The sequence below is a fragment of the Bacillus vallismortis genome (assembly GCF_040784915.1).
In the GTDB taxonomy this organism is placed as follows: Bacteria; Bacillota; Bacilli; order Bacillales; family Bacillaceae; genus Bacillus; species Bacillus subtilis_G.
This window is the reverse complement of the sequence record NZ_CP160797.1, coordinates 1,476,757-1,501,263: the sequence shown is the minus strand read 5'-3', so window position 1 is coordinate 1,501,263 and position 24,507 is coordinate 1,476,757. Positions and strand designations below refer to the sequence as shown.

General features: G+C 42.2%; 28 protein-coding genes, 2 pseudogenes and 3 riboswitches. Of the genes and pseudogenes, 8 read left to right on the top strand and 22 right to left on the bottom strand.

The annotated features are described in order from the left end of the window. Positions 1-29: 29 nt before the first annotated feature. The 3 genes from ykvU to ABZM97_RS07615 form a co-directional block, all read right to left on the bottom strand. Positions 30-1,367 carry a sporulation protein YkvU gene (gene ykvU, locus ABZM97_RS07625; RefSeq protein WP_087991003.1) on the bottom strand — a complete coding sequence of 446 codons (1,338 nt, stop codon included), beginning with the start codon at positions 1,365-1,367 and terminating at the stop codon, positions 30-32. Positions 1,368-1,484: 117 nt separating this feature from the next. After that, a complete protein-coding gene (locus ABZM97_RS07620; RefSeq protein WP_087991002.1) occupies positions 1,485-2,111 on the bottom strand; it encodes a cell wall hydrolase in 627 nt (208 codons plus the stop codon). 297 nt (positions 2,112-2,408) lie between these two features. Next, a complete protein-coding gene (locus tag ABZM97_RS07615; protein ID WP_087991001.1) occupies positions 2,409-2,603 on the bottom strand; it encodes a hypothetical protein in 195 nt (64 codons plus the stop codon). A gap of 164 nt (positions 2,604-2,767) precedes the next feature. Between ABZM97_RS07615 and ABZM97_RS07610 the strand changes: the two genes are divergently transcribed. Further along, entirely contained in the window at positions 2,768-2,962 is a 195-nt protein-coding gene (locus tag ABZM97_RS07610; protein WP_010328531.1) for a YkvS family protein, read from the top strand. Between the two features lie 112 nt (positions 2,963-3,074). Here the strand turns inward: ABZM97_RS07610 and ABZM97_RS07605 are convergent, their stop codons facing one another. The 5 genes and pseudogenes from ABZM97_RS07605 to ABZM97_RS07585 form a co-directional block, all read right to left on the bottom strand. Then, a complete protein-coding gene (locus tag ABZM97_RS07605; RefSeq protein WP_202328601.1) occupies positions 3,075-3,365 on the bottom strand; it encodes a DUF3219 family protein in 291 nt (96 codons plus the stop codon). Between the two features lie 441 nt (positions 3,366-3,806). After that, positions 3,807-4,229: a hypothetical protein gene (locus tag ABZM97_RS07600; RefSeq protein ID WP_087990999.1), complete on the bottom strand. Its 423-nt coding sequence runs from the start codon at positions 4,227-4,229 to the stop codon at positions 3,807-3,809. Between the two features lie 139 nt (positions 4,230-4,368). Then, positions 4,369-4,494, bottom strand: a pseudogene (locus ABZM97_RS07595) (NADPH-dependent 7-cyano-7-deazaguanine reductase QueF); the annotation flags it as partial. Positions 4,495-4,525: 31 nt separating this feature from the next. After that, on the bottom strand, positions 4,526-4,831 hold the full coding sequence (locus ABZM97_RS07590) for a hypothetical protein (protein WP_087990998.1): 306 nt from the start codon (positions 4,829-4,831) through the stop codon (positions 4,526-4,528). 12 nt (positions 4,832-4,843) lie between these two features. Further along, positions 4,844-6,259, bottom strand: a complete 1,416-nt coding sequence (locus ABZM97_RS07585; RefSeq protein ID WP_253269158.1) for a lipase — start codon at positions 6,257-6,259, stop codon at positions 4,844-4,846. 49 nt (positions 6,260-6,308) lie between these two features. Here ABZM97_RS07585 and ABZM97_RS07580 point away from each other — a divergent pair, with 49 nt between their 5' ends. Then, positions 6,309-6,674, top strand: coding sequence for a DUF1433 domain-containing protein (locus ABZM97_RS07580; protein ID WP_253269048.1), 366 nt, complete (start codon positions 6,309-6,311; stop codon positions 6,672-6,674). Positions 6,675-6,704: 30 nt separating this feature from the next. Here the strand turns inward: ABZM97_RS07580 and ABZM97_RS07575 are convergent. From ABZM97_RS07575 to ABZM97_RS07550, 6 genes and pseudogenes are all read right to left on the bottom strand, one after another. After that, positions 6,705-6,839, bottom strand: a pseudogene (locus ABZM97_RS07575) (DNA-binding protein); the annotation flags it as partial. A gap of 277 nt (positions 6,840-7,116) precedes the next feature. Further along, on the bottom strand, positions 7,117-7,614 hold the full coding sequence (gene queF, locus ABZM97_RS07570) for a preQ(1) synthase (RefSeq protein WP_003218613.1): 498 nt from the start codon (positions 7,612-7,614) through the stop codon (positions 7,117-7,119). Positions 7,615-7,631: 17 nt separating this feature from the next. Then, a complete protein-coding gene (queE, locus tag ABZM97_RS07565; protein ID WP_087990993.1) occupies positions 7,632-8,363 on the bottom strand; it encodes a 7-carboxy-7-deazaguanine synthase QueE in 732 nt (243 codons plus the stop codon). Then, a complete protein-coding gene (queD, locus tag ABZM97_RS07560; protein WP_087990992.1) occupies positions 8,356-8,805 on the bottom strand; it encodes a 6-carboxytetrahydropterin synthase QueD in 450 nt (149 codons plus the stop codon). Before queD ends, queE begins: the two co-directional genes overlap by 8 nt. Beyond that, positions 8,798-9,457 carry a 7-cyano-7-deazaguanine synthase QueC gene (gene queC / locus ABZM97_RS07555; protein WP_087990991.1) on the bottom strand — a complete coding sequence of 220 codons (660 nt, stop codon included), beginning with the start codon at positions 9,455-9,457 and terminating at the stop codon, positions 8,798-8,800. The genes queD and queC overlap by 8 nt, the downstream gene beginning before the upstream one ends. Before the next feature lie 127 nt (positions 9,458-9,584). Then, positions 9,585-9,629: riboswitch (PreQ1 riboswitch) on the bottom strand. 136 nt (positions 9,630-9,765) lie between these two features. Then, positions 9,766-10,809 (bottom strand): hypothetical protein, encoded by a 1,044-nt coding sequence (locus ABZM97_RS07550; protein ID WP_087990990.1) that lies wholly within the window; start codon positions 10,807-10,809, stop codon positions 9,766-9,768. Between the two features lie 365 nt (positions 10,810-11,174). On the opposite strand from ABZM97_RS07550, the gene clpE reads away from it, so the two are divergent. The 3 genes from clpE (at position 11,175) to motB (ending at position 15,235) form a co-directional block, all read left to right on the top strand. Continuing rightward, positions 11,175-13,274, top strand: a complete 2,100-nt coding sequence (clpE, locus tag ABZM97_RS07545) for an ATP-dependent protease ATP-binding subunit ClpE (protein ID WP_087990989.1) — start codon at positions 11,175-11,177, stop codon at positions 13,272-13,274. 391 nt (positions 13,275-13,665) lie between these two features. Next, positions 13,666-14,478 carry a flagellar motor stator protein MotA gene (gene motA, locus ABZM97_RS07540; protein WP_087990988.1) on the top strand — a complete coding sequence of 271 codons (813 nt, stop codon included), beginning with the start codon at positions 13,666-13,668 and terminating at the stop codon, positions 14,476-14,478. Then, positions 14,450-15,235 (top strand): flagellar motor protein MotB, encoded by a 786-nt coding sequence (motB, locus tag ABZM97_RS07535; RefSeq protein ID WP_087990987.1) that lies wholly within the window; start codon positions 14,450-14,452, stop codon positions 15,233-15,235. The genes motA and motB overlap by 29 nt, the downstream gene beginning before the upstream one ends. 39 nt (positions 15,236-15,274) lie before the next feature. On the opposite strand, the gene mhqR is transcribed toward motB, so the two are convergent. Beyond that, complete coding sequence (gene mhqR / locus ABZM97_RS07530; protein WP_087990986.1) at positions 15,275-15,712, bottom strand: MarR family transcriptional regulator MhqR; 438 nt, start codon at positions 15,710-15,712, stop codon at positions 15,275-15,277. A gap of 195 nt (positions 15,713-15,907) precedes the next feature. Between mhqR and kinD the strand changes: the two genes are divergently transcribed. Continuing rightward, a complete protein-coding gene (gene kinD / locus ABZM97_RS07525) occupies positions 15,908-17,425 on the top strand; it encodes a sporulation kinase KinD (RefSeq protein ID WP_202328600.1) in 1,518 nt (505 codons plus the stop codon). A gap of 27 nt (positions 17,426-17,452) precedes the next feature. Here the strand turns inward: kinD and ABZM97_RS07520 are convergent, their stop codons facing one another. After that, on the bottom strand, positions 17,453-17,884 hold the full coding sequence (locus ABZM97_RS07520) for a hypothetical protein (protein WP_087990983.1): 432 nt from the start codon (positions 17,882-17,884) through the stop codon (positions 17,453-17,455). 85 nt (positions 17,885-17,969) lie between these two features. After that, complete coding sequence (gene spo0E, locus ABZM97_RS07515; RefSeq protein WP_087990982.1) at positions 17,970-18,227, bottom strand: aspartyl-phosphate phosphatase Spo0E; 258 nt, start codon at positions 18,225-18,227, stop codon at positions 17,970-17,972. Positions 18,228-18,429: 202 nt separating this feature from the next. On the opposite strand from spo0E, the gene ABZM97_RS07510 reads away from it, so the two are divergent. Continuing rightward, complete coding sequence (locus ABZM97_RS07510; RefSeq protein WP_087990981.1) at positions 18,430-18,750, top strand: YkvA family protein; 321 nt, start codon at positions 18,430-18,432, stop codon at positions 18,748-18,750. A 90-nt stretch (positions 18,751-18,840) separates the two neighbouring features. On the opposite strand, the gene mtnD is transcribed toward ABZM97_RS07510, so the two are convergent. From mtnD to mtnE, 5 genes are all read right to left on the bottom strand, one after another. Further along, positions 18,841-19,377 carry an acireductone dioxygenase gene (gene mtnD / locus ABZM97_RS07505; RefSeq protein WP_289347029.1) on the bottom strand — a complete coding sequence of 179 codons (537 nt, stop codon included), beginning with the start codon at positions 19,375-19,377 and terminating at the stop codon, positions 18,841-18,843. Between the two features lie 14 nt (positions 19,378-19,391). Continuing rightward, positions 19,392-20,021: a methylthioribulose 1-phosphate dehydratase gene (locus ABZM97_RS07500; protein WP_087990980.1), complete on the bottom strand. Its 630-nt coding sequence runs from the start codon at positions 20,019-20,021 to the stop codon at positions 19,392-19,394. Further along, positions 19,979-20,686, bottom strand: a complete 708-nt coding sequence (gene mtnX / locus ABZM97_RS07495) for a 2-hydroxy-3-keto-5-methylthiopentenyl-1-phosphate phosphatase (protein ID WP_087990979.1) — start codon at positions 20,684-20,686, stop codon at positions 19,979-19,981. Before mtnX ends, ABZM97_RS07500 begins: the two co-directional genes overlap by 43 nt. After that, positions 20,683-21,900 (bottom strand): 2,3-diketo-5-methylthiopentyl-1-phosphate enolase, encoded by a 1,218-nt coding sequence (gene mtnW, locus ABZM97_RS07490; RefSeq protein WP_141113382.1) that lies wholly within the window; start codon positions 21,898-21,900, stop codon positions 20,683-20,685. Before mtnW ends, mtnX begins: the two co-directional genes overlap by 4 nt. Positions 21,901-21,984: 84 nt before the next feature. Beyond that, positions 21,985-22,085: riboswitch (SAM riboswitch) on the bottom strand. A gap of 41 nt (positions 22,086-22,126) precedes the next feature. Continuing rightward, on the bottom strand, positions 22,127-23,320 hold the full coding sequence (gene mtnE, locus ABZM97_RS07485; RefSeq protein ID WP_087990977.1) for a methionine-glutamine aminotransferase: 1,194 nt from the start codon (positions 23,318-23,320) through the stop codon (positions 22,127-22,129). A gap of 94 nt (positions 23,321-23,414) precedes the next feature. Here mtnE and ABZM97_RS07480 point away from each other — a divergent pair, with 94 nt between their 5' ends. Continuing rightward, entirely contained in the window at positions 23,415-24,194 is a 780-nt protein-coding gene (locus ABZM97_RS07480; protein ID WP_367387368.1) for a carbon-nitrogen family hydrolase, read from the top strand. Between the two features lie 83 nt (positions 24,195-24,277). Next, positions 24,278-24,432: riboswitch (SAM riboswitch) on the top strand. The last annotated feature ends 75 nt before the right edge of the window (positions 24,433-24,507 follow it).

Below are 24,507 nucleotides of genomic sequence, written 5' to 3'. Positions count from 1 at the left end.
TTCAATTAGCTTGCCCCGCTTTTTCTTTATCATCCTTCAATTCGCGGCGTTCTGTTTCCTCCTGTAAGGAAAACAGATACTCGCAGCGCTTTGCAGATCGTGGCATAGTGCAGGCTCGTCAGCAAAATCATGCCGGTGTTCATCCCTAGGATAATACCGAGCATTTGCAGATTCTCCATTGATCCCAGCACATACATCATACTTAGCGCAACGATATGACTCCATACATTGTGATAAAAAGCTTCTTTCACAAACCCCATCCCGATTAAGCACGCCTGCAGCGGCATGACAAACAGATGAAAGAGAAAGTATGGCCACAACAGCTGCAAGTAATACTGCGCTTCAGGAGAGTGAAAAAACAAATGTGTCAGGGGTCCTGCAAACTGAAACATGATCCAGACAGCCGGTATACCATAGCCAAGTGTAATAAAAATCGACTGCTTCAGCCTTTTTAATACGATGTCATACTGTGAAAGCGCATAAGCTTCGGAAATATTCGGTATCATGACAACCATTAACGAATGGGCAATAAAAGCGGGGAACGAACCTATTGTTACAGCCACACCGGCGAGCATTCCGTATTGATCAATCGCCGCTGTCCCGGCAACGCCCGCTGCCAAAAGCGCCCCTTTTACTAAAAAGGGTTCAATCGCATTGACAACGGCATGAAAAATACGCAGTCCTGTTGTAGGAATTGAAACGGCAAGCAGTCTTTTCCTTACATCCTTTCCGCGCAAATGAATGTGCTGCTGGCCGGATACCGCCCGCCTCGCCATGATAAATTGTGAATATAAATAAACAAGCACGACCACGTCACTCACGACTAGGACAAACAAGGAAATCAGCACGGCCATGTCCAACTCGAATGAGTACCATTGAAAAAAGAGGAATAAGCACAGGAGCTGAATGATTTTTTTCAGCGCATTGGCGATTGCGATCTTTCCCATTTTTTGCACACCCATAAAGTAGCCTCTGGCGATTGAAGTAAAAGCGACAATAGGAATTAAGCCAACGACAATCCCTTTAATAAACGGGTGGTATGTATCAAATACGGGAATAAACGGAAGCGCAATACTGGCGGCGGCAGTAGAAAACGCTGTAAAAACGGCTGTCATTCTGAAAGCGTGCCTCAGCATGCTTTCATGTAGCTTAGGGTTTGATTCGGCAATGAATTTAGAAATCGAAATCGGCAGTTCCAAGCTTGCGATGACGATAATTAAAAAAATCGTAGGCAATATACTCATGTAAAGCCCCATCCCATGCTCGCCAAGCTCCCGCGCCAAAATCATATTCACGACAAATTCAAGGCATTCAGCGAAAAAGGCGGCAATGGATAAAAGAATGATCCCTTTCACAAATCGATTCATGATGTCTCTCCTTGTCTCTTGTACTACCAACATCATATGAGACAAGTTCAAAAATTATTTTATTTTTACTCTTTATATAAAAAAAAGCATAGAAGAGACTAATTGTCTATTCTATGCTTAGATGGCAAAAACGTGCCTGCCGATTCTTTCTACAATTTTTCTTGAGCGAATCCAATCATCTGACGCTGTTTTCGGATTATAAAAAAATACGGCATCTGTTTCTCTATTTTCTGAGGACAGCGCTTCTTCGGCAGCGGCAATTGAATCTTTATCAGGCTTTTGATTAATGCTTCCGTTTGAAACCGGTTCAAAGGCGTTTGTCTGATAAATCACGTCTCTTATGGTATCAGGAAAACCTTTTTTCTCTGTTCTGTTCAGCACAACGCTTGCTACAGCGACCTTGCCTTTATATGATTCTCCTTTTGCCTCTGCGTGTACGAGACGGGACAGCAAATCTTTTTCAGAATGAGTATATGTTTCTTTCTTTTCATTTGTTTTGGCTGGCTTGTCTTTCTCTTTCTTTTCAGTGTTTGCTGATAGCTTGATCGGTTTTATTTTTTTCTCGTCCTTATCAGCAGACAGTGAAGGGAAAGATCTGTCTGTGTCTCGTTCTATATGTGTAAGCCATTTGGCTTCTTGTTTTGTCTTCTTTGTGCTCATTAGTGAAGCTTGTGTATGTTCAATTTTTGCTGTAGGCATGAAACAAAGAAGAAAAACAGCCAGAGCAGTGAATTTCGTCGTCATACAGTTTCCTCCTTAAAGTGCTCAAAAAACACTTCATAACCTTAACAAGAGATCAATTCATTTTCACGGAAAAAGATTTTCCAACTCTCCCAAGGAGGCATCAGGATGGAATATACCGGATGACAGGCTTGTTAATGGAAGAAAAACAGCCTGAAATTCTATAAATATTGTCAATCAGAAACATGTTTATCCATTTTTGGCGTTTTACATTTTATTTACGCCTGTTACAGCTTCGTGTAATAAAGAGCCTTTATCCTGTCATATATGATAAAAAGGCTTCTCACAATTGAGAAACCTTCAGCTTCTTGGCTGTTCTAAGTATTGAAATATCACATCTCCACCTTGCTGGGCAATTCCTCGGAAATGTTTAAAATCATCTTGTTTGGATAACACGGCCCTGAAATCCAGGAAATGCTCCTTCTGGACTCTCAGTTCGTTTATTGCGCCGGTTCGCAGCTGTTCAATCATTTGTATTATCTCTTCGGGACGCAACGAAAATTCCCCCCTTTCTTTTTTTTGACGAAAATCAATATATCATCTTTATCGCCTCAGGACAATTCATTAGGGAGATAAAACTCCTTATCGCTTTACTTCTTAATGAAAATACTGCAAAATACTTTCAAAAGGCATTATTATGTTAAAAGGAGAGGAAGCTTGTGAAAATCGCTAAGGTTGGAAACGTCATTGAATTTAAAAATGGATTAACCGGTGTTGTTGAAAAAGTAAATGAGAATTCTGTAATCGTTGATGTGACGATTATGGATAACTACCGGGATCTTGAGTTAGATTCATTGACAGTTGTTAATCATAAGAATTATAAGATCATCAGAGACTCCTATAAAACCTCCTAATCTCCCACATTCATTCGCAAAAACTGCAAGACCGACAATTAGACACCTTACATATGAAATTCGCTTTCTCAAAAGCTGCCGGCCGGCAGCTTTTTTACATAAAAAACACTGATTATGAATCGGCGTTTTGGTCTGTTTCCGTTATTTCTATATGGAACTCACTGACGGATCCTGATTCATACAGGTTGGTCATTGACGTTGAGTAATTTGTGATTTCACCCCGGAAGGCAAGATTCTCGTCAGGAACCTCGACGTTGAACGTTTTATCATATAACAGGACAGCGATATCGTGGTAAGTCTCACTCGTAACATTTAGGGTGAAAGCGATTTTGCGCTTCGGCTCGCTTTCCACTTTATATGCATCCATTTCTAGCGTTACATCGTTTAATCGCAATGTCTTCACTTCGTATCACTCCTTTAAAGTCCATGCATCTTAGCATACCTTAGCGAACGTTTACAATGAATCTGTTCTGACAACAGTTATGTTACCCATTTCTTTAGAAAAGACACCTTCACAAACGTATGTTCGATAAATTATAATAAAACAGACGAGCTGCCATCCAGCATCCCGTCTTTTCATGAGAAAGCGGCGAGTGGAATTCCCCCGGATTCACTCGTCTTTTTTTACATAAGTCCCATCAATGAATACGGTTTTAGGACATGGTTTTTAGGATAAAATGAAAAGATATGTGCTCGGCAGTGCAGATACGGATACAAGATAGCGGACGTTCACCTTTTTCCTCTCGGATCATGTTGTTGATATATAATAGGCGAAGATACTCATTTGTCTGACAAAAACCCGCCTTTAATCGAGCCAAGCTCTTTTGCTCGCCTTGATTGACAATCAGTCAGTCCCCTCATATTCAGCACCGTAATAGCCTTCGATGCTAACATCTCCGCAGCCAGATCCTTTCGTAATGTCCAAGTAATGGTTTCTCAACTTGGTTCCCGGTATATAATCGGCGGCGCTATAATCAAAATGGTTGCCAGTAAACGCTTTCTCACTTATCGTAATAAAATCTCCGCCTAATGTCATCCTCTGCATTTTCATGGTAAGCGTGCACCCTTCTGCATTCAATATTGTAAATCTGTAATAGAGCCATCCTGGATCATAAGGGTTATTATGGTTTGCTATAAAAAAACCAGTTTGATCTTTTGTCATAATAAAACTGACTTTTGTTTCATCCTTAGCAGCCAATGCAATCGTAGTTTGGACATTCAAACTTAGCGCAAGACATAACAACATACAAACCAATAATTTTTTCATCAGCAGCCCCCTTTTCCATATTATAATCCGATTTCAATATTAAGGAAATAAAAATTCAAAAAAGACGAATTGGGGTACTTTGAGCAACAAAAAAATAGACGTGCTATTACACACGTCTATGACATAACATTTGGATTCATTATCGATTATCAACCGTCTCCGGATACAAATCATGATTCATCATACGGTATTCAGCCATTTTCTCATACTTCGTTCCCGGCTTTCCGTAGTTTGTGTACGGGTCAATGGAAATTCCGCCTCTTGGTTCACATCTATAGTGAAGGGGGTTATTTCAATTATTTAGCCTTAATACTTCTCAAAAAAGCACTTCTGTTCTCTATGGCATTTGTCAACATAGTCGCATTTTCATTAAGCCTTTGTACTAACGCTTCTTTCGCTTTCCCTTCAAATGAAGAGAGTAAAGCAACATACACCTCGGCAATAACCTGTTCCGCTGAAGAAAAATCTGATGCGTTTTTTGTGTCTTCTTTTAGATTTTGACAATGGGTTTTTAGACTTGCACCTACCAGTTTTTTTAATTCTTCATTTTGTTGCAACCGTCTATAAAACTCATCTGCATCCATATTAACTCCATATGGCAATTTAAATCCCCCTTACAACCGTAACCAGCTTGCTAGTTCATTATCCTTATCTTTTAAATCCTCAGCCATTTTAACAATGAACTCACTGATATCCTCTAAATCTCTTATCAAGTAGTGAAGAGAAGCCTCAGTTTGATAATGCTCTTCTGAGTCATAAAATGCTGCCCCCTCTTTCACATAAGGTGCATGAAACAATACAGCTTTATCAACATCGCTTGGATCTAGATCCTTGAATTCTCCTAATCTCTTCCCGCAAATTGATTTTACGTCATAAACCATTTTGCTGTGATCATGAGGGAATTGTTCAATTGCTTGTTTCTTTGTTTTTAAGTCTTCGATAGCTGCCTGTAAACGTTTAGCCAGTTCTTTTGCATACTTAGCATCCACTTTAATGGTTTGTCCATTCATACCTGAATAAGATGAGAACGATTCGATATTCTGGTTATACACTCCGTTTCTGCCATCAACACTTTGGATATGACCATTCTTATCAAACTTAAAGTTCGAATCATTTAAACTATGAGTATCAGGATTTTTTGCAAATGCTTGGCCATAGAAGGAGGTAATAAGACTCCCTAAAACACCGGGAATCCCCAGAGACGTATTAAGCCGGTTAGCACGATCTTGGCGGGCGATGCTTGGGTCTTTCGTGTATATAGTTGTTCCGTTGTGTCGGTCGTATTCTAAAAACCAGCCCGAACCCACCATATCATCAGGATTAATGATTGCTTTGTGATACAAATCAAATTCGCCATTTCTGATTTTCTTCTGTGTTTCTTCATCATGCAGCTTAACGATGGAAGGGTTGTTAAAAGCCACACTGTAAACGTCGTTGTTTACACCAGCGTATTCCGCATCTGCTCCTCCAAGTGAGTGACCTGTTGTCGAAATCACTGTGTTAGTACCAGCATACTTCTTCACTTCATTGGCAACGAGCTTATCACCCTGATCAAATTGGGATGTCTTAGTGACAATTTTGTATTCTCCGCTCTTAATCATCATTGCTTGTTCCATACTGCCGTTATACTTGGCAATAGCTTTAGAGTTTTCAGATGCATCTTTTTTCATTATGTATTGGACTTTCTTTTTCGGATCTTTGCCCATTACTACGTTTCCGCCATCTGCACTTATAACATCAGCTTTAATTTGTTCCTGATTTGTTCCTTGAAAACCTACGACAACATTTTCTGGTTCTTTTGGTTTTACCCATTTGCCTTCTTTTTTCTTGGCTTGGACAAATACGTATACATCTAGCCCTGTGTCTGGGTCTTTTTTGATTTTATCTATAAAATATTGTTTTCCTGAATTAATCTTAACGGGTATTTTTTTCGAGAAATGTTTTTTCAAATACTCATCTCGATAAGTTAGTTGACTAATACTATAATAATCTTGGTCAGATATATTAGGAACCTTAGCCTTCTTGCTCATGTACATTGACACACTCCTCATGTAAAATAAGCACTGAAAGGATGGTTTTATGAAAAAATACATTATTATCCTGTTGTCAGCAATCATCATTATAACACTTGGGGGAATATACATGAAACACCAATATGATGAAAAGCAAGAAAAAGTTAAGACTGCAGAACTAGAACTATTTGATAAAGCTAAAAAACGAATGACTGATTACATAAATGCTAACTATGAAGGTATAGATAAAATTGAGTTCTCGGACAAATATGAAATAGATCCAATGGGCGGTATTAATGCAGAGGGGTATTTGAACGGAAACAAAGAAAAAGAGTTTTGGGGGATTTATGACAAGTCAAATGACACTATAACTTCATCGTATGTTGATGCTAAAGAAAAGCCAGAATGCGAAGAAAAACCATGTGAATATTAAAAAACACCCCTTCACATCATAGTGAGGGGTTTATTTGTTTGGACGATATTTCTGATTAGCTTCAAGTTCCTTTTTCAAGGTCTCTACATCCTGTCTCAAAAATAAGCTTGTCCTCCCGATCTTCTTAACCGGTTTTATTCTTTCCATATTAATCAATGCGCTCAAAGAAAAAACTGCATTTGGTAAACCTAAAATATATAAACCAATTAAAAGTCTAGATTAAGAGTGATGTCCTTTGCAGAGCATTTTTTAGTGGATAAAATAAGAAAAGACGTACTAAATCGTACGCCTTAAACTGCTTCTGTTCTATCAATTTTCAGCTGCATAAAAGTCACAGTTCAGGTTGCACCTCAGGTCACAGTAGGGTCACATTCCCGCCTAAAATTGACGCTAAATGTCAGTATTTTACAGCAACATCACTTCGTCTCACACAACGGATTCCTTATCGATTATCAATCGTCTCCGGATACAAATCATGATTCATCATACGATACTCGGCCATTTTCTCGTACTTCGTTCCCGGCTTTCCGTAGTTTGTGTACGGGTCAATGGAAATTCCGCCTCTTGGCGTAAATTTGCCCCATACTTCAATGTAGCGCGGGTCCATTAATTCGATTAAGTCATTCATGATGATGTTCATGCAGTCTTCGTGGAAGTCACCATGGTTTCTGAAGCTGAATAGGTACAGCTTTAATGATTTGCTTTCAACCATTTTTTCATCAGGAATATAGCTGATGTAGATTGTTGCAAAGTCAGGCTGTCCTGTTTTCGGGCATAAAGATGTAAATTCTGGGCAGTTGAATTTTACAAAGTAATCACGGTTTACATGTTTATTCGGGAATGACTCCAGCACGTCCGGCGCATATTCAAACAAATAGTTTGTTCCTTGGTTGCCAAGCAGTGTGACACCTTCTAATTCTGATTCTTTTCTTGTCGTCATATTTATCTTCCTTTCTATTATACGCCGCGTTTGTTGCCCCATAACAGGGTGTGCAGCTGCGGAAGCACTCTGACGAGATTCAGCTCCGCATCGGCAGCTACCTTATCAACAAGCGCTTCGTATTTTCCAAGCAAATGTGCAATCAATGTCTGATCATCTGTCGTATGAACGTCATCATTACCGACTTGTAAATAAAACGGGATTCCCGGGTAACGCTTGTGCACGGTTTTGGCAAACGCCATATCTTCATCATTAAAAATGACAACCTTTAAGCTGACAGCATGCTGTCTGTTATTCTCTTTAAGTGATGTCAAAATGTAATCAAGCTTTTGAAAGTTCGTTACCATTTTTGAGCTTGGCGGTTTTGGAGAAATTGTCAGATCATCGATCAGCGTAAACCACTCCTGATAAACAGTCCCCTGGGTTTCAAGCGCTGCACGAATGTTATTTTCCTTCAGCAGTTCGATAAAAGCACCCAGCTGTTTTAACAGGGCCGGATTGCCGCCCGAGATCGTCACGTGGGAAAACGCGTCTCCCCCAATGTCTTTAAGCTCTGCAAAAATCTCCTCAGCCGTCATCCATCGAATATCTTTTTTAGCAGACCCGTCCCAAGTGAAGGCGGAGTCACACCAGCTGCAGGAATAATCACAGCCGGCTGTGCGAACGAACATCGTTTTTTGTCCGATTACCATGCCTTCTCCTTGAATCGTCGGGCCGAAAATTTCTAATACAGGAATTCCTTTAGCCATTCAAACCACCCTTTTTCGGACGGTAGACACAGTAACTTGTCGGTGTTTCCCGGACAAACACCTGTACACAGCTTGGCTTATTCTCCAATGTGTCTAAATAAGCCTGTACGTTGTCATAAATCGTTTTCGCCACAACTTCAGTTGTCGGCACCGAATACCGATCGTCCTGAGAAAATTCTTCATGATCATTTAAAAGCGTATGATCATAGTTTCCGTGCACCAGTTTTTTGAGCACGCTGAAATTGACAAGGAAGCCGGAGTCGTCAAGTTCGTCGCCGGCAACGGTTATATTGACGGTATACGTATGCCCGTGAACCCTGCTGCACGCTCCAGCACTTTCCCGAGGGATAAAATGAGCAGCTGAGATGTGCATGTCCTTATTCAATTCAAATGAATAAGGATGCTGGGCCTGGGGATAAATTTGAGATAACAATTTATGCACGCTCTCCTTTCATCGCCATATATTCTTCATAGCCTTTTAAACGAAGGTGACATGCCGGACATTCGCCGCAGCCGTCTGCGATGATGCCGTTATAGCATGTCAGCGTGTTGTTTTTCACAAAATCAAGGGCGCCAAGCTCATCTGCAAGCTTCCATGTTTCCGCCTTATTGAGCCACATGAGAGGCGTATGAATCACAAACGGCTTCTCCATTGCCAGGTTTACCGTTACGTTGCAAGATTTCACGAATTCATCACGGCAGTCAGGATAACCGCTGAAGTCTGTCTCGCAGACTCCTGTAATAATGTGGCGCGCGCCAATTTGATATGCCAGAATAGATGCAAAAGATAAAAATACCAAATTCCGTCCCGGAACAAATGTGGATGGCAGTTCACCGTCTTTTGCCTCTATCTCAATATCATTTCTTGTCAGGGCATTCGGTGCAAGCTGATTTAAAAGTGACATATCGAGCAAATGGTTTTTCACACCAAGCTTTTCCGCAATCGATTTTGCCACTTCAACTTCCTGCGAATGACGCTGATTATAATGAAAAGTCACCGTTTCGACTTCTTTGAATTCCTTTAAAGCCCACAGTAAGCAAGTGGTACTGTCTTGACCGCCGCTGAATACGACAATTGCTTTTTCTTTTTTCATGATTCCTCTCCTTTTCCGCAATAAAACCATCGGCGAGAGACATCGCTACAGCTGATTCACACAAAAAAACACCTTTTCGGAAGGTGCTCTAGAAAAACATAAAAAAGGCCGTATCCAAGGATACAGCTCGTCCTTAGTTTTTTATAGAGGGTGTAGCTAGAACCTCTCCCGCATATCGCACGGATTTTCTTCAATTTTTCACTTCTACTATCTTACCATAATGTTGTTTTTCTTGACAATAAAAAAGTAAGCCCTGACTTCCCGATCAATCATTGTTCTGCAATGACGGCTCACTTCATTACTTGTATTTACAAACTGCGCCGCCGGGGAACCTTTTTGCAAATCAGGGCGCCTATGAACGCCAGACTCACATAGCCAAACAATGGATAAATCGTTGAAATGAGCTTGCCGTATCCTATTTGGCTCGTAATATAAGCCGTGGTCATAATGGCTGCAAAGATATATTTGCTTTTCATTGGAAGAAAGCTCTGCACTTGTTTTTCCAATCCATATAGATTGCCGATAACCGATGTGAACACTTCACCGAAAATAATGAGCAAATAAATCAAATGGACAGACCGCGCAAAGAGATAAACGACTTGAGCCATCGGTATATCGTACAAAAATACATCCGGGAGCATCGACAAAGACAGAAAACTCGCGGACAGCACAATCGTCAGCATCGCCCCTCCGACTAAAGCGCCCTTTTTTATCACTTTTTCCGATGACATTTCATTCGCCAGCGGAACCAAGACCGCTTGGGCAAGCGATAAATTTAAAGCGCCGTAAGAAAACGCTGATAACAGCCAGTCCCAGCGGTGCGGCCATCCCCACTGCGCTGCGTTCCGCGACTCGCTGAAAATAAAAGAGTCGGCCACCACAATCATAGAAAAGATGATTAAAAGAGGAACAACAAACACATTGACACCGAAAATGCCTTTTACTCCTCCAGTCATCACAATTAAGCTCAAACCGATTGTAATCAGCATCCCAATCTGAGGGGACAGCCCCAGCTGTTCCTCAAAAAGCGCCCCTGCCCCGGAAAGCATAACAGAAGTGACGCCGAGGAGTACAAACAGCATAAACACATTAATAAACCGCCCAGCCTTCGCCCCGAACAAGAATATGTTCATTTCTTGATAGGACTTGGCATTGATTCGTTTTGAAATGATCATCAGCTTGGCCCCGAGAAACGTAAACATTCCGCCGCTGACGATAATACCGAATAAACCGAACCAGCCGAACTTCAGAAAAAACTCAACAATTTCCCTGCCAGTCGCAAACCCAGCTCCGACTACTGTGCCGACATACACAAAGGCAAGCTGACTTGCTGACCCTTTTGATTGTTCCATTTCTCCCCTCCGAACGAACCGCAGTTTTGTCCACATGTGCCTTTTATAACCTATGAGACAAGTTCCTTGAAAAGAAGGGGAAAACTTGTTTTACTTTGTAAACAATTTAAAAACATTTTGCGCAAATGACTTGAAAGTCAAAGAAGGTCAGAGTATACTATGAATCAAAGTTGGTCAAACGAGCCGGCCTTTTTTAAAAACCAATTGGTCAAAGTTAGTCAAATAGTCAGACTGCTCTGAGCATATTGTTTTGAAAGCCGATAAGTTTCCCGTATACTAATAGTCAAAGAAGGTCAAATTCAATCGGCCTTTTTATTCACATTCATTGGTCAAAATAGATCAAATTTTTAAGGAGGTTTTGGCAAATGCGTTGTCAACATTGTCATCAAAACGAGGCGACGATTCGCCTTAACATGCAAATTAATTCCGTTCATAAACAAATGGTATTATGTGAAACTTGCTATAACGAACTGACCCGTAAACCTTCAATGAGCATGGGTCCTCAATCTTTCGGTTTTCCGTTTGAACAAGCGTTCCAGCCGAAAGAACAAAACGCAGCAAAACAAAGCGAGAAAAAAGGGTTGCTTGATGAGCTGGCTCAAAATATCACAAACGGTGCAAAAGCCGGTCTCATTGACCCCGTCATCGGCCGTGATGAAGAAATCGCTCGCGTGATCGAAATTCTGAACCGCCGCAACAAAAACAATCCTGTTCTCATTGGTGAGCCGGGTGTAGGGAAAACCGCCATCGCCGAAGGACTCGCTTTAAAAATTGCTGAAGGCGATGTTCCAAACAAACTGAAAAACAAAGAACTTTACTTGCTTGACGTTGCATCCCTTGTTGCAAACACAGGAATCAGAGGCCAATTTGAAGAGAGAATGAAACAGCTGATCACTGAGCTGAAAGAACGAAAAAATGTCATTCTGTTCATTGACGAAATTCATCTTCTCGTTGGCGCAGGCTCTGCAGAAGGCTCTATGGATGCAGGCAACATTCTCAAACCCGCCCTTGCCAGAGGCGAACTGCAAGTCATCGGTGCGACAACACTGAAAGAATACCGTCAAATCGAAAAAGATGCCGCGCTGGAAAGACGTTTTCAGCCTATCATGGTGCAGGAACCTTCAATAGAACAGGCCATCCTCATTCTGCAAGGGATCAAAGACAAATACGAAGCATACCATGGCGTGACATTCAGTGATGAAGCAATCAAAGCATGTGTGACTTTATCATCCCGCTATATTCAGGACAGACACCTGCCGGATAAAGCAATTGACTTATTAGATGAAGCTGGTTCAAAAGCCAACCTGTTAATTGATGAGCTGAATGATGAGGATGCGGCGGAACGCTTAACTGCGATTGAAGCCGAAAAAGCAAAAGCGCTGGAAGAGGAAAATTACGAACTGGCGGCAAAACTCCGTGATGAAGAAATCGCATTAGAGAAAAAAACAAACAGCTCTTCCTCTCATTCCGCTGTCACTGTGGAAGCTGACCATATTCAGGATATCATTGAACAAAAAACAGGCATCCCTGTCGGCAAGCTGCAGGCGGATGAACAAACAAAAATGAAAGAGCTTGAAGCAAAACTTCATGAACGTGTGATCGGACAAGAAGCCGCTGTTCAAAAAGTGGCAAAAGCGGTAAGACGAAGCCGCGCCGGATTAAAATCCAAAAACAGACCCGTTGGCTCCTTCCTCTTTGTCGGTCCTACTGGTGTAGGGAAAACAGAGCTTTCTAAAACGCTGGCGGATGAACTATTCGGCACAAAAGACGCTATTATCCGTCTTGATATGAGCGAATACATGGAGAAACACGCCGTATCTAAAATCATCGGTTCACCGCCTGGTTATGTCGGCCATGAGGAAGCTGGACAATTAACAGAAAAAGTGCGCCGCAATCCTTACAGCATCGTGTTGCTGGATGAGATTGAAAAAGCACACCCTGACGTTCAGCATATGTTCCTGCAAATCATGGAGGACGGCCGTCTGACAGACAGTCAAGGCAGAACCGTAAGCTTTAAAGACACTGTGATTATTATGACAAGCAACGCGGGTGCTGGTGAGAAACAAATGAAAGTCGGTTTCCAATCAGATGACAGTGTATTCGAAGAACAAACATTGATTGATTCACTCAGCATGTTCTTTAAACCTGAGTTCCTCAACCGTTTTGACAGCATTATTGAGTTCCGCTCACTGGAAAAAGGACATTTGGTCAAAATCGTCAGCCTGCTGCTCGGAGAACTTGAAGAAACATTGGCAGAACGCGGAATCACCTTGAGTGTGACAGACGAAGCGAAAGAAAAAATCGCTGAGCTGGGCTACCACCCTTCATTCGGCGCACGTCCGCTCAGAAGAACCATCCAAGAATGGGTGGAAGATGAAATGACCGATCTCCTGCTTGACAATAGCGAGATCACAAGTTTCCATGTGACTGCAGAAGATCATACAATCAAAGTGCACGCGAAATAACAATGAGCGGTTTCCTGTTTAGGAAGCCGTTTTTTTGTGGATTCATACTCTTGACGGAGAAAATACCGTCCCTTCCCCCGAAGTGTTACTCCCCTTTATCATTTACACTTTTTCTTAAGGAGGGATGGAACATGTTTATATACAGTGAATATTTATTTCTATTATGTTATGAAAACCGTCTGAAGGACATCTTGCGAGCAAGCTGCCAATTTCAATACCGCTAAACCCGCGGGCTTTTCAATTTTTGAAAGGCCCCGAATTTGTTTATTTCTCCCTTCTATGCCTCTTCCTTGAATATTTCATGAACAAATTCACAATCTCCCTAAAGTTCCGGGTACCGAAACCGATATTAACCATAGACAAGCTAGAAAAAAAGGATTTGGTGAAAACTATGGATAAAACTTCGTTAATTGGTGTTATTCTTGCTTTTGTGGCATTGAGCGTGGGGATGGTTCTGAAAGGCGTCAGTTTCAGCGCGCTTGCAAACCCCGCTGCCATTTTAATTATTATCGCCGGGACAATCTCAGCAGTGGTCATTGCGTTCCCAACTAAAGAAATTAAAAAAGTGCCCGCGCTGTTCCAAGTGTTATTTAAGGAAAACAAACAGCTGACAATAGAAGAGCTTATTCCTATGTTCTCTGAATGGGCCCAGCTTGCTCGCCGCGAAGGCCTTCTTGCTTTAGAAGCGAGCATTGAAGATGTAGATGATGCTTTCCTCAAAAACGGGCTCAGCATGGCTGTTGACGGGCAAAGCGCGGAATTTATCAGAGATATCATGACAGAGGAAGTCGAAGCAATGGAGGACAGGCATCAGGCCGGAGCCGCTATTTTCACACAGGCAGGAACGTATGCGCCGACACTTGGAGTACTCGGCGCTGTAATCGGACTGATCGCCGCCCTATCTCATATGGATAACACAGATGAGCTTGGACACGCCATCAGTGCGGCCTTTGTTGCCACCCTTCTCGGTATCTTTACGGGATATGTATTATGGCATCCTTTCGCGAATAAATTAAAACGAAAATCAAAACAAGAAGTAAAACTGCGTGAAGTCATGATCGAAGGCGTCCTTTCCGTACTTGAAGGACAAGCACCGAAAGTCATCGAACAAAAGCTTTTAATGTACCTTCCTGCGAAGGACCGCTTGAAATTTGCAGAACAAGGAGAGGCGCAAAATGGCGAGAAAAAAGAAGAAGAAGCATGAGGACGAGCACGTTGATGAATCATGGCTGGTTCCTTACGCCGATATTCTAACTCTTCTCCTGGCTTTATTTATTGTGCTGTACGCGAGCAGCTCGATTGACGCAGGTAAGTTTCAAATGCTTTCAAAATCATTTAATGAAGTCTTTACGGGCGGCACCGGCGTGATGGACTACTCCAGTGTCATCCCTCCTGAAAACGATTCAGACGGAATTGATGAAGTGAAAGATGAAAAAGAAGAGAAAGAGAAAAACAAGAAAGATCGAGAAAAAGCGGCTGATCAAGAAGAACTTGAAAGTGTCAAGAGCCAGGTAGAAAAGTTCATCAAAGATAAAAAGCTCGAACATCAGCTGGAAACAAAATTGACTAGTGAAGGTCTTCTGATTACGATTAAAGACAGTATTTTCTTTGATTCTGGGAAAGCGACCATCCGTAAGGAAGATGTTCGGCTTGCAAAAGAGATTTCCACTCTTCTTGTGATTAACCCGCCGAGGAATATCATTATCAGCGGACATACGGATAATATGCCAATTAAAAATTCTGAATTCCAATCAAACTGGCATTTAAGCGTCATGAGAGCGGTAAACTTTATGGGACTCCTGGTTGAAAACCCTAAGCTTGACGCAAAAGTGTTCAGTGCCAAGGGCTATGGTGAGTATAAACCGGTGGCTTCCAACAAAACTGCGGAAGGCCGAAGCAAAAACCGGCGCGTTGAAGTTCTCATCTTGCCGAGAGGCGCTGCGGAAACGAATGAACAATAGAAAAAAAGGAAGCCTTGTGATAGATCAGGCTTCCTTTTTTTACTTATTATGAAACTGTTTTGCGTTTAATCCTACTCTTTTTAACATCTCTGTACACATCTCTACCTCTTCTTCGCTTAATACGCTGATCATTTCATCAATTTCCGCAGCGTGATCAGGAAAAATATCATTCAAAAGACCGGTGCCTTTTTCAGTGATTTGTGCAAATGTCACTCGTCTGTCTGTAGGAGACGCTTTCCGAATGAGAAGTTCTTTTTGCTCCAGCTTATCTACAACATATGTGATGCTCCCGCTAGCCAAGAGAATTTTATCCCCTATCTGCTGCAGCGGCTGATCGCCTTTATGGTACAACAGCTCAAGCACAGCAAATTCAGTCGGATTCAGCCCATGATTATGAATATGCTTATTCATATGATCGTTAATAGACCGATACGCGCGCGACAGCACGATAAATAACTTCAGTGATTTTTCTGTCATGTCTCAATCATCCTTTTAGAAACCGTTACAGAGAAACATTAATAAACAAAGACGGAAATGTCAATAAAAATCTTTCCAATATTTCTCTTCTTTTTGATCATGTAAACCACCCAACATCTTTTTCTAATTTTTTTGGTTATTTTTTCTTATTAAAGAAGAAGAAACAATGATATAATACCTCTAATCAGGTGTAAGTTGGAGCGATGCAAATTGAAAATACTAAAAGGCGCCTGCGGGAGAATCAAACTTTATTTGATACTGGTCGTGATTCCGGCACTCGTCATCAGCTTTTTCGTATATGAAAAAGAAAAAGATACAATAGCTATAGAACATAAGCAAGAAGCAAGTGTTATGCTGAACCTTCACCGCAACAAAATTAATTATTTAATCGGAGAAACAAAGGCGAGAATGACCTCCCTGTCCATCGCCATCGACAGACCGGTTGATATAAAAAAAATGCAGTCTATTTTGGAAAAAGCCTTTGATTCAGAGCCGAGATTTTCCGGTCTCTATCTTCTTAATACAAAAGGAGACGTCACTGCAAGTTCAACAGAATTAAAAACGAAAGTAAACCTGGCAGACAGATCTTTTTTTACAAAAGCGAAGGAAACCAAAAAGACAGTCATTTCAGAAAGTTATTCGAGCAGAATTACAGGCCAGCCAATTTTTACAATTTGTGTCCCTGTTTTGGACTCAAAACGAAATGTGACAGATTATCTTGTCGCAGCGATTCAAATTGATTATTTGAAAAATATCATTAACTTGCTGAGCCCTGATGTTTATATTGAAGTAGTGAACCAAGACGGGAAAATGATATTTACGAGCGGACAAGCCTCTCATGCAAAAGATCAGAAACCAGTCAGCGGATTTCTGGATGATATCAGCTGGAATATGAAAGTATATCCGAAGCCGGTCACAATAGAAGAACTGACGAAAAGCCTTGTTCTGCCACTTTCATGTACTATTGTTTTGCTGAATATCCTTTTTATTCTCGTGCTGTATTATTTGCTGAAACGCCAGACTCAGCTGGAGCGCTCAGAAAATGAGGCGCAAAAATTAGAGCTGATCGGGACGCTTGCTGCCAGCACAGCTCATGAAATCCGCAATCCGCTCACCGGCATAAGCGGCTTTATTCAGCTGCTGCAAAAGAAATATAAAGGTGAAGAAGATCAGCTGTACTTCTCCATTATTGAACAAGAGATAAAGCGCATTAACCAAATTGTGAGTGAGTTTCTCGTTCTCGGAAAACCGACAGCTGAAAAATGGGAGCTGAACTCGCTTCAGGATATTATCGGTGAAATTATGCCGATTATCTATTCTGAGGGCAACCTATACAATGTTGAAGTCGAATTACAGTATTTAACCGGGCAGCCCTTACTCGTTAAATGTACAAAAGATCATATTAAACAAGTGATTTTAAATGTAGCAAAAAATGGCCTCGAATCAATGCCTGAGGGAGGAAAACTGACGATCTCCTTGGGTGCTTCGGATCAAAAGGCCATTATCAAAGTTGTGGATAACGGTGAAGGGATTTCTCAGGAAATGCTGGATCATATCTTCCTTCCCTTTGTTACTTCTAAAGAAAAAGGAACCGGTCTCGGCCTTGTCGTATGTAAACGGATTGTGCTGATGTACGGAGGCTCCATTCATATCGAAAGTGAAGTGCGAAGAGGTACAGAGGTGACGATCATCCTCCCCGTATCCGCTTCATAGCCCCCTTGACTGTGTCAGGAGGGCTTTTTATCTTCGTGACCGGGCATTGCCACTTGACTTGCTCGCCGTTCTGCCAGAAAAGAGTATTTTGATGAAGCGCAGCAGCATTTTCAGAAGCAAAAAAAACATAAAGAATACCAAAAAACCCTTTAAACCCTCAGTAGCATCTAAAAACTCCATATTCCCTCTCCCCGTCACTTTTTGTTGAATTTCAATCGCGAATACGATGACAATGATAACTGTAACGGTATAGATAAAGGACAAGGCTGTCATGCTCCACTTAGAAATCCAAGTAAACACAGCGTGAGTGACGCCGAAAAAGAAAATGCCAAAAACGCCAATCACCCAAAAGTGCATTTCTTTGTCGGTTAAATGAATGCCGAACATTCCGCATAATGAAATAAAAGCATCATGAAATTGATTGATCATTTCAGTAATGATAATCGCCAGTTCTTTCATCAGTTCCCTCTTTCATATGAATTTTTCCAGAAAAAAAGAGCGCTTCTGAAAAGCTCTCTCTTTATATATGCATCTGATAGCGCCGCTATTTATTTGCATCATATGCAGGCATGACATCTCTGCGGGGCCACAAGCCTAATTTCTTTACAAGGCCTTGAATCCCTTGAGAATGTTCGTTTTCTAGCATAAGCTGCTGATATTCATTCATTAAACAGTCCAGCTCCTGACTGTGCCTGATCGTGTCATGGCCCGTAAATCCCTGTTTTCTAGCGGCATCTATCATTAACTTTCTTTTTTCATCAATAGACACCAACAATCTTTCTTGTTCAGAAGAACCGCCCATTCACTTCACCCCTCGCCGCTAAGAAATAGGAAACAAGTTTGATTGGGTTATTGTGCATTATTACAGATTATACTTTATTTGTAAACATATTTTCATTAAATAAGTTAAATTTTCAGGTATAATAGATTTATTGATAGGATTAGAAGAACAATACCCAGAGGAAGAATATCTTAAACACGCCGCCAGGCAGGAGGTATGCCACATGAAGAAAAAGAAAGCATTGATGCTCGGAGCGGCAGGCGGAAAAGCGATTTTAAAAAGGAAAAACCGAAAAAAATGTATCCAGCATATTACTGTTTTTTTGCAAATGCTTCGTGATTGGAGAAACGGCGACTACCCTCATTCACAGGTTAAAACGCTTTTACTTCTAACTGCTGCCATCTTGTATATCGTCATGCCGCTCGATATCATTCCAGACGTTATCTTCGGTCTTGGGATCATAGACGATGCAGCTGTTTTAGGTTTGATTTGGACACTGATTAAAAAAGAAATGTCACGATATGAAAAATGGCGTTTGCAATGAAGAAGCCCCGTTCGATTTGAAAGGGGCTTTCAGATTGTTGACAACATCCTAATACTTTTTGAGTTTTAGGATGTTGTCCTCTTTTCCTGCTTATTGATTCACGCTGTCCTTTTCATAAATCGGAACCCAGCCTTCGGTTGTCACAAAGATTCTTACCGCGACAACTTTTCGGTCCTCCTGAAGGGTGAAGTAATGGCGGATATTTTCAGGCACTGAGATTAAATCTCCGGGGTTTAAACGGACATCAAAAAACGTGCCGTCTTTGCCTTGAATGACAAAAATCCCATGGCCGCTTACGATAAAACGGACCTCATCGTCTGTGTGGTGATGCTCTCTTTTAAAGTTCTCAAGCAGTTCATCAAGTTTCGGATTGCTGTCTGACAATGAAATAACATCCTGTGCTTTGTAGCCGCGGCGGTTTGAAATATCTTTAATTTCAGTTTCAAAGGCATCAAGGATTTGCTGTTTTTCTTCTTCTGTCAGATCATATTTCTCTGAAAGCTGTTCCGGGAGATTACTGATATCCCATTGTTCATAAATGACCTCTTGACTGTCCAGAAAGCTTGCTACTTCCTCTTGATTTTCAATCGTTGTATTTGCCTCATCATGAATACGAATTGTTGCCATTTCAGTTCCTCCTTTTATTTAACCAGCTGATGCTGAATTGTGTTCAATTTCAAATGGTAGCTGAACAAAAATTCATATGCTTCAAGCACTCTTTTTGCTTCAAATGCTGTTCGGCCCCAAGCTGTAATACCGTGATTTCGGATTAGAACAGCTCCTGAATCTTCTGAAACCTCTTCCGCAAACAGTGCCGCGAGCGTCGGAATATGAGCTGGATTTTCAATGATCGGAATGGTCACTTCTGCATTCTCTTCCCACAGTCCGAGCGCTTTTATGATTTCCTGGCCTCTGAATGTGATTTTCTTTTGGTCTCCGTATAGCTCTGAGATGACATTATTGTTTATCGTATGGACGTGCAGGCAGCATCCGGCATTGGTTTTATTGTACAAATGTGTATGCAAAAGCGTTTCCGCTGACGGTTTCAGAGAATGCCCGCTTTCGGCAGGCTCTCCGTTTTGATCCACCAGCAGAAAATCTTCATCCGTCTCTTTGCGTTTATCTTTTCCGCTTGCGGTTACGAGAAAGGTTAAAGGCTCATCAGAAACCTTAATAGACAGATTGCCGCTAGTCGCCGGAAACCAGTCTCTTTCAGCCAATTCCCGTTTTACTTCAGCGAGCTCTCGCCAGCGTTCTTGTTTTGCAGCCATTCCTGTACCTCCGTTACGTTCTCAATATCTTTTCTAACCTCATGAAAATCTTGATACGGGAGATGATTCAGATTTCGCTCCCGGCATTCGTTTAATAAATAATCCCTTGCAAAGCAAAGGTCAGACAGCTTTGCCGCCTCCACATCTGTAACCGAGTCACCGATCATGATGAGATATTGGTCCGCTTCAGAAAGTTCATGTATCACCGACGGTTTGCAACACCCGCATTGATTGCTGCATGATCCTTTGCAAGAATGAGGCCAGTCAATATGAATATAGTCGCTGTCAAATGACGCATGGTTGCAATAAATACGTTCTTTCTCCACAATGCCTTCAAGCAAAGGATACACAAAAAAGTCCATTCCTCCGCTTACGACATAAAACGGAAGCTCGTGCTCATTGATAAACGCTACAAATTCCCGAAAGCCTTCCCTGATTTTTGCATCTTCCAATACAAATCTTGTAATCTCTTCTTTTAAACTGCTAGGCAGAAGGCCGAACATCCGCCCGACACCTTCCTTGATCGACAGCGTTTTGGAAAGGACGCCGTCTTTTAATGCCGTCCACTCCGGGGGAGCGAATGTTTTCATGATGCTTATAATGTTGTCGTTTCTCGTGATGGTTCCGTCAAAGTCACAAATGATTAAAGGTTTTCGGGTCGTCATACGGCTTCAACCTTTCCCCATTTATCAAGCGCAAGCTTTAGATCCTTGCATTGTTCGGCTTTTTCATCAATCGGCTGGGCTTCTAAGACCGCATCAATAATGGCTCTGAACGCTTTGCCCCCGCCTTGAGCGCCGTTCGGATGTCCGTGTACGCCTCCACCGGCGTTAATTATATGATCTATGCCGAAATCCCGCATTAAAAGCGGAACCATACCGGGATGAATGCCTGCTGACGGAACGGCAAATGTTTGGTTAAAGGCATCCTCTCTTACACATTCTTCATGAATCGCCAGCGCATGTTCTTTCGGAAGCGCAACCGAGCCGTATGGCGACGGAAAGAGACTGAAGTCAGCACCGCAATACCGGTTTAATTTTCCGAGCAAAAGAGCGTGAGAAAAGCCATAAAACGGAGAAGATGTGAACGCCCCGCTGACCGCTGGATGCGCCATAATCGGGATCGCAATTTCGGGATCTTCCGCAAGGCTTTGCATGACGTCCAAGCCGTAAGCGAAAACATTAAACAAAAGCGCATCCGCTCCTAATTCGGCGGCGCGTCTCGCTTTATCTTTCAGATCAGCCGTACGTCCAGTCAAATTGACCGCATACAGCGTTTTATGCCCGGTTTGTTCATACGTTTCTTTCAATATTTGCTTTCCCTCTGTAATTCTTGTTTCAAAAGGCGCCGGACCTGTCTCAAAGAAAATTTCATCGTCCTTGATCAAGTCAACTCCGCCAAGCGCCTGCTGTCTGAGCTGTTCTTTAATATCACTCAAGTTCCTTCCGATAACCCCTTTAAATATGCTCATTAACAGCGGTCTCTCAAATTCCCCCAGCAACTTCCGGATGCCGTATACGCCAAACTTCGGTCCCGGCAGTGTGCGCTTAAATGCTTCAGAGAAGTGAAGATCGAGTAATTTGATTTTTCCGTCCAGCGACAGCTTGCCAAACACTGTTGTCAGCAAAGCCGGAATATCCTGAGAGAAATTGATTTCAGGATAGGCGATTGTGATCACCGCTTGTTTTCCTGATGCAGGAGTTCCCTCTCTTTCCTCGACCTTTATCACCCGTCCCTTGTGCTTTTGCATTTGCTCCTGTTTCACCAAGGGCAAATCCGTCCAAGAGCCAACTGTCAATCCTGTTGCGATTTGTTCTGCTTTTTTCTCTGTATCGGCTCCCGGTTCGGTCAGGAGATATGTTGCCAATAACTCACTCATGCCAGAGCTCCTTTCATTTTCATCCATATAAAAAAACCTCTTCAAACAGCAATCGCGTCTAAAGAGGTTTCGTTTCTCGTCCGAATCTTATCTCTCAGCCGCCAGCTGCAAGAATTAGCACCGTGCTTTACAAGTCGGTTGCCGGGCTTCATCGGGCTCGTCCCTCTGCCTGCTCTTGATAAGAAAATATAGATTTTATAAATTATTTCGAATTATCCCATCGTTATCAAGTCTTGTCAATGCTTTTTTGGGTAAACAGGTTCAGCTTCCCAATTCGATAAGCGGCTTCCTTCAGCCTTTCTTCACTTGTCAGCAGCCCGACTCGGACGTAGCCCTCGCCATATTCACCGAAGCCGTTTCCGGCTGCAACCGCCACATTCGCTTTTTCCAGCAAAAGGTTTGAGAACTGCTCGGAAGTATAGCCTTCAGGCACAGGCAGCCATGCAAAAAATGAACCTGCCGGAGCTGTCACATCCCAGCCGATTTTCCGGCATGACGCGATCCAAGCGTTTCGCCTGCTTTCATATCGGGCATTTTGCTCCGCCACACACGTCTGATCAGCTAACAGTGCCGCCGCTGCAGCCTCCTGAGTCGCTCTGAAAAGACTGACAAACATATGATCTTGATACAGATTGATCGCTTCAATGACCGAAGCGTTTCCAACGGCAAAGCCGACCCGCCACCCTGCCATATTATACGTTTTTGACAGTGTGTAAATTTCAATACCGATATCCTTGGCACCTTCAGTCTGCAAAAAACTTAAAGGCTTTCCGCCGTCAAATCCTACAGCGCCGTAAGCAAAATCGTGAACGACACAGACCCCGTTTTCTTTCGCAAAACTCACGGTTTCTTCAAAGAAGTCAGGGGTAGCAACGGCTCCGGTCGGATTATTCGGATAATTCAAATACATCAATTTCGCCTGTTCCCTCACTTCAGCGGCGATACTGCTGTAATCAGGAAGAAACGCTCTGTCCTTTACGAGCGGCATCATTTCCATCTTCGCTTTCGCGAGTGCCACACCTGACCAGTAATCAGGATAGCCTGGATCCGGAACTAAAATGGTATCTCCGGGATTCAGCAAGCATTGCGGGAGCTCAACCAGACCGGCTTTCCCGCCGAATAATACAGCGACTTCAGTTTCCGGGTCAAGATCAATGCCATATTCTCTTTTATAAAATGCTGCCGCTGCTGATTTCAGACTGTATGAGCCGCGAAAAGACGAGTATTTATGATTTTCAGGATCAGCAACAGCCCGTTTCATTTCCTCGACGATATGTTCCGGAGTCGGCTGATCCGGATTTCCCTGTCCGAGATTGATGACGTCGTGTCCTTCTGCGAGCTTTCGGTTCACTTGCTGCACCAAAGAAGCGAAGAATTGTTGAGGCAGCTCCTTCAATACATCAGATTGTTCAAATTTCATCTATTCTCACCTTCTAAAAAAATCTTGAAATGATGGTCCATCATCATATATGGTTAAATAAAAAAAGTAAAGAAAAATGTGGAGTGATAATAAGATGAAATGGACGATATCTTGTCTTCAATTTGATATTTCATATGGAAAACCTTCAGAAAATATAAAAAAGGCTGAATTCTTCATCGAAAAAGAAAGCAAACATGCTGACGTTCTTGTTCTTCCTGAACTATGGACAACCGGATATGACTTGGCCAACCTTGATGAGCTCGCTGATGAAGACGGACGTTCTGCTCAAAGCTGGCTGAAGAATACGGCAAAAAAACATGGCGTTCATATTATCGCCGGATCGGTTGCTGTCAGAAAGGATTCTGATGTTTATAATACAATGTACATCGTGGATAAGGAAGGACAAATCATTAAAGAGTACAGGAAAGCCCATCTTTTTCAGCTGATGGATGAGCATGTGTATTTATCAGCCGGTTCCGAAGACGGATACTTTGAGCTTGATGGCGTCAAAAGCTCAGGATTGATCTGTTACGATATCCGTTTTCCGGAGTGGATCAGAAAACATACGACAAAAGGTGCCAACGTGCTGTTTATTTCTGCGGAATGGCCTCTTCCCCGCCTTGATCATTGGAAAAGCCTGCTTATTGCGCGGGCCATTGAAAATCAATGCTTTATCGCTGCCTGCAATTGCACCGGTTCAAATCCAAATAATGAATTTGCCGGGCATAGCCTGATTATTGATCCGTGGGGGCGCGTCCTAGCTGAAGGCGGCCGGGAAGAAGGCGTTGTCCGAGCGGCAATCGACCTTCAGGAAAGCGTTAAGGTGCGGGAAAACATTCCTGTTTTCGATGATATCAGAAAAGATTTATATTAAAAAATAGATTGACAATTCACTTAAACACCTGTTACTATGTTCATCAACTGATAAATTAGAATTGTTTAACAAGTGAATATATTCTCTTATCGAGAGTTGGGCGAGGGATTGGCCTTTTGACCCCAACAGCAACCGACCGTAATTCCATTGTGAAATGGGGCGCATCTTTTTCGCGCCGAGACGCTCGTCTCTTAAGGCACGGTGCTAATTCCATCAGATTTGATCTGAGAGATAAGAGAGGCGGACATATATGTTAAGCCTCCTTCTCTCTGAGAAGGAGGCTTTTTTACGGCCATTCAGCTGAAAACATATC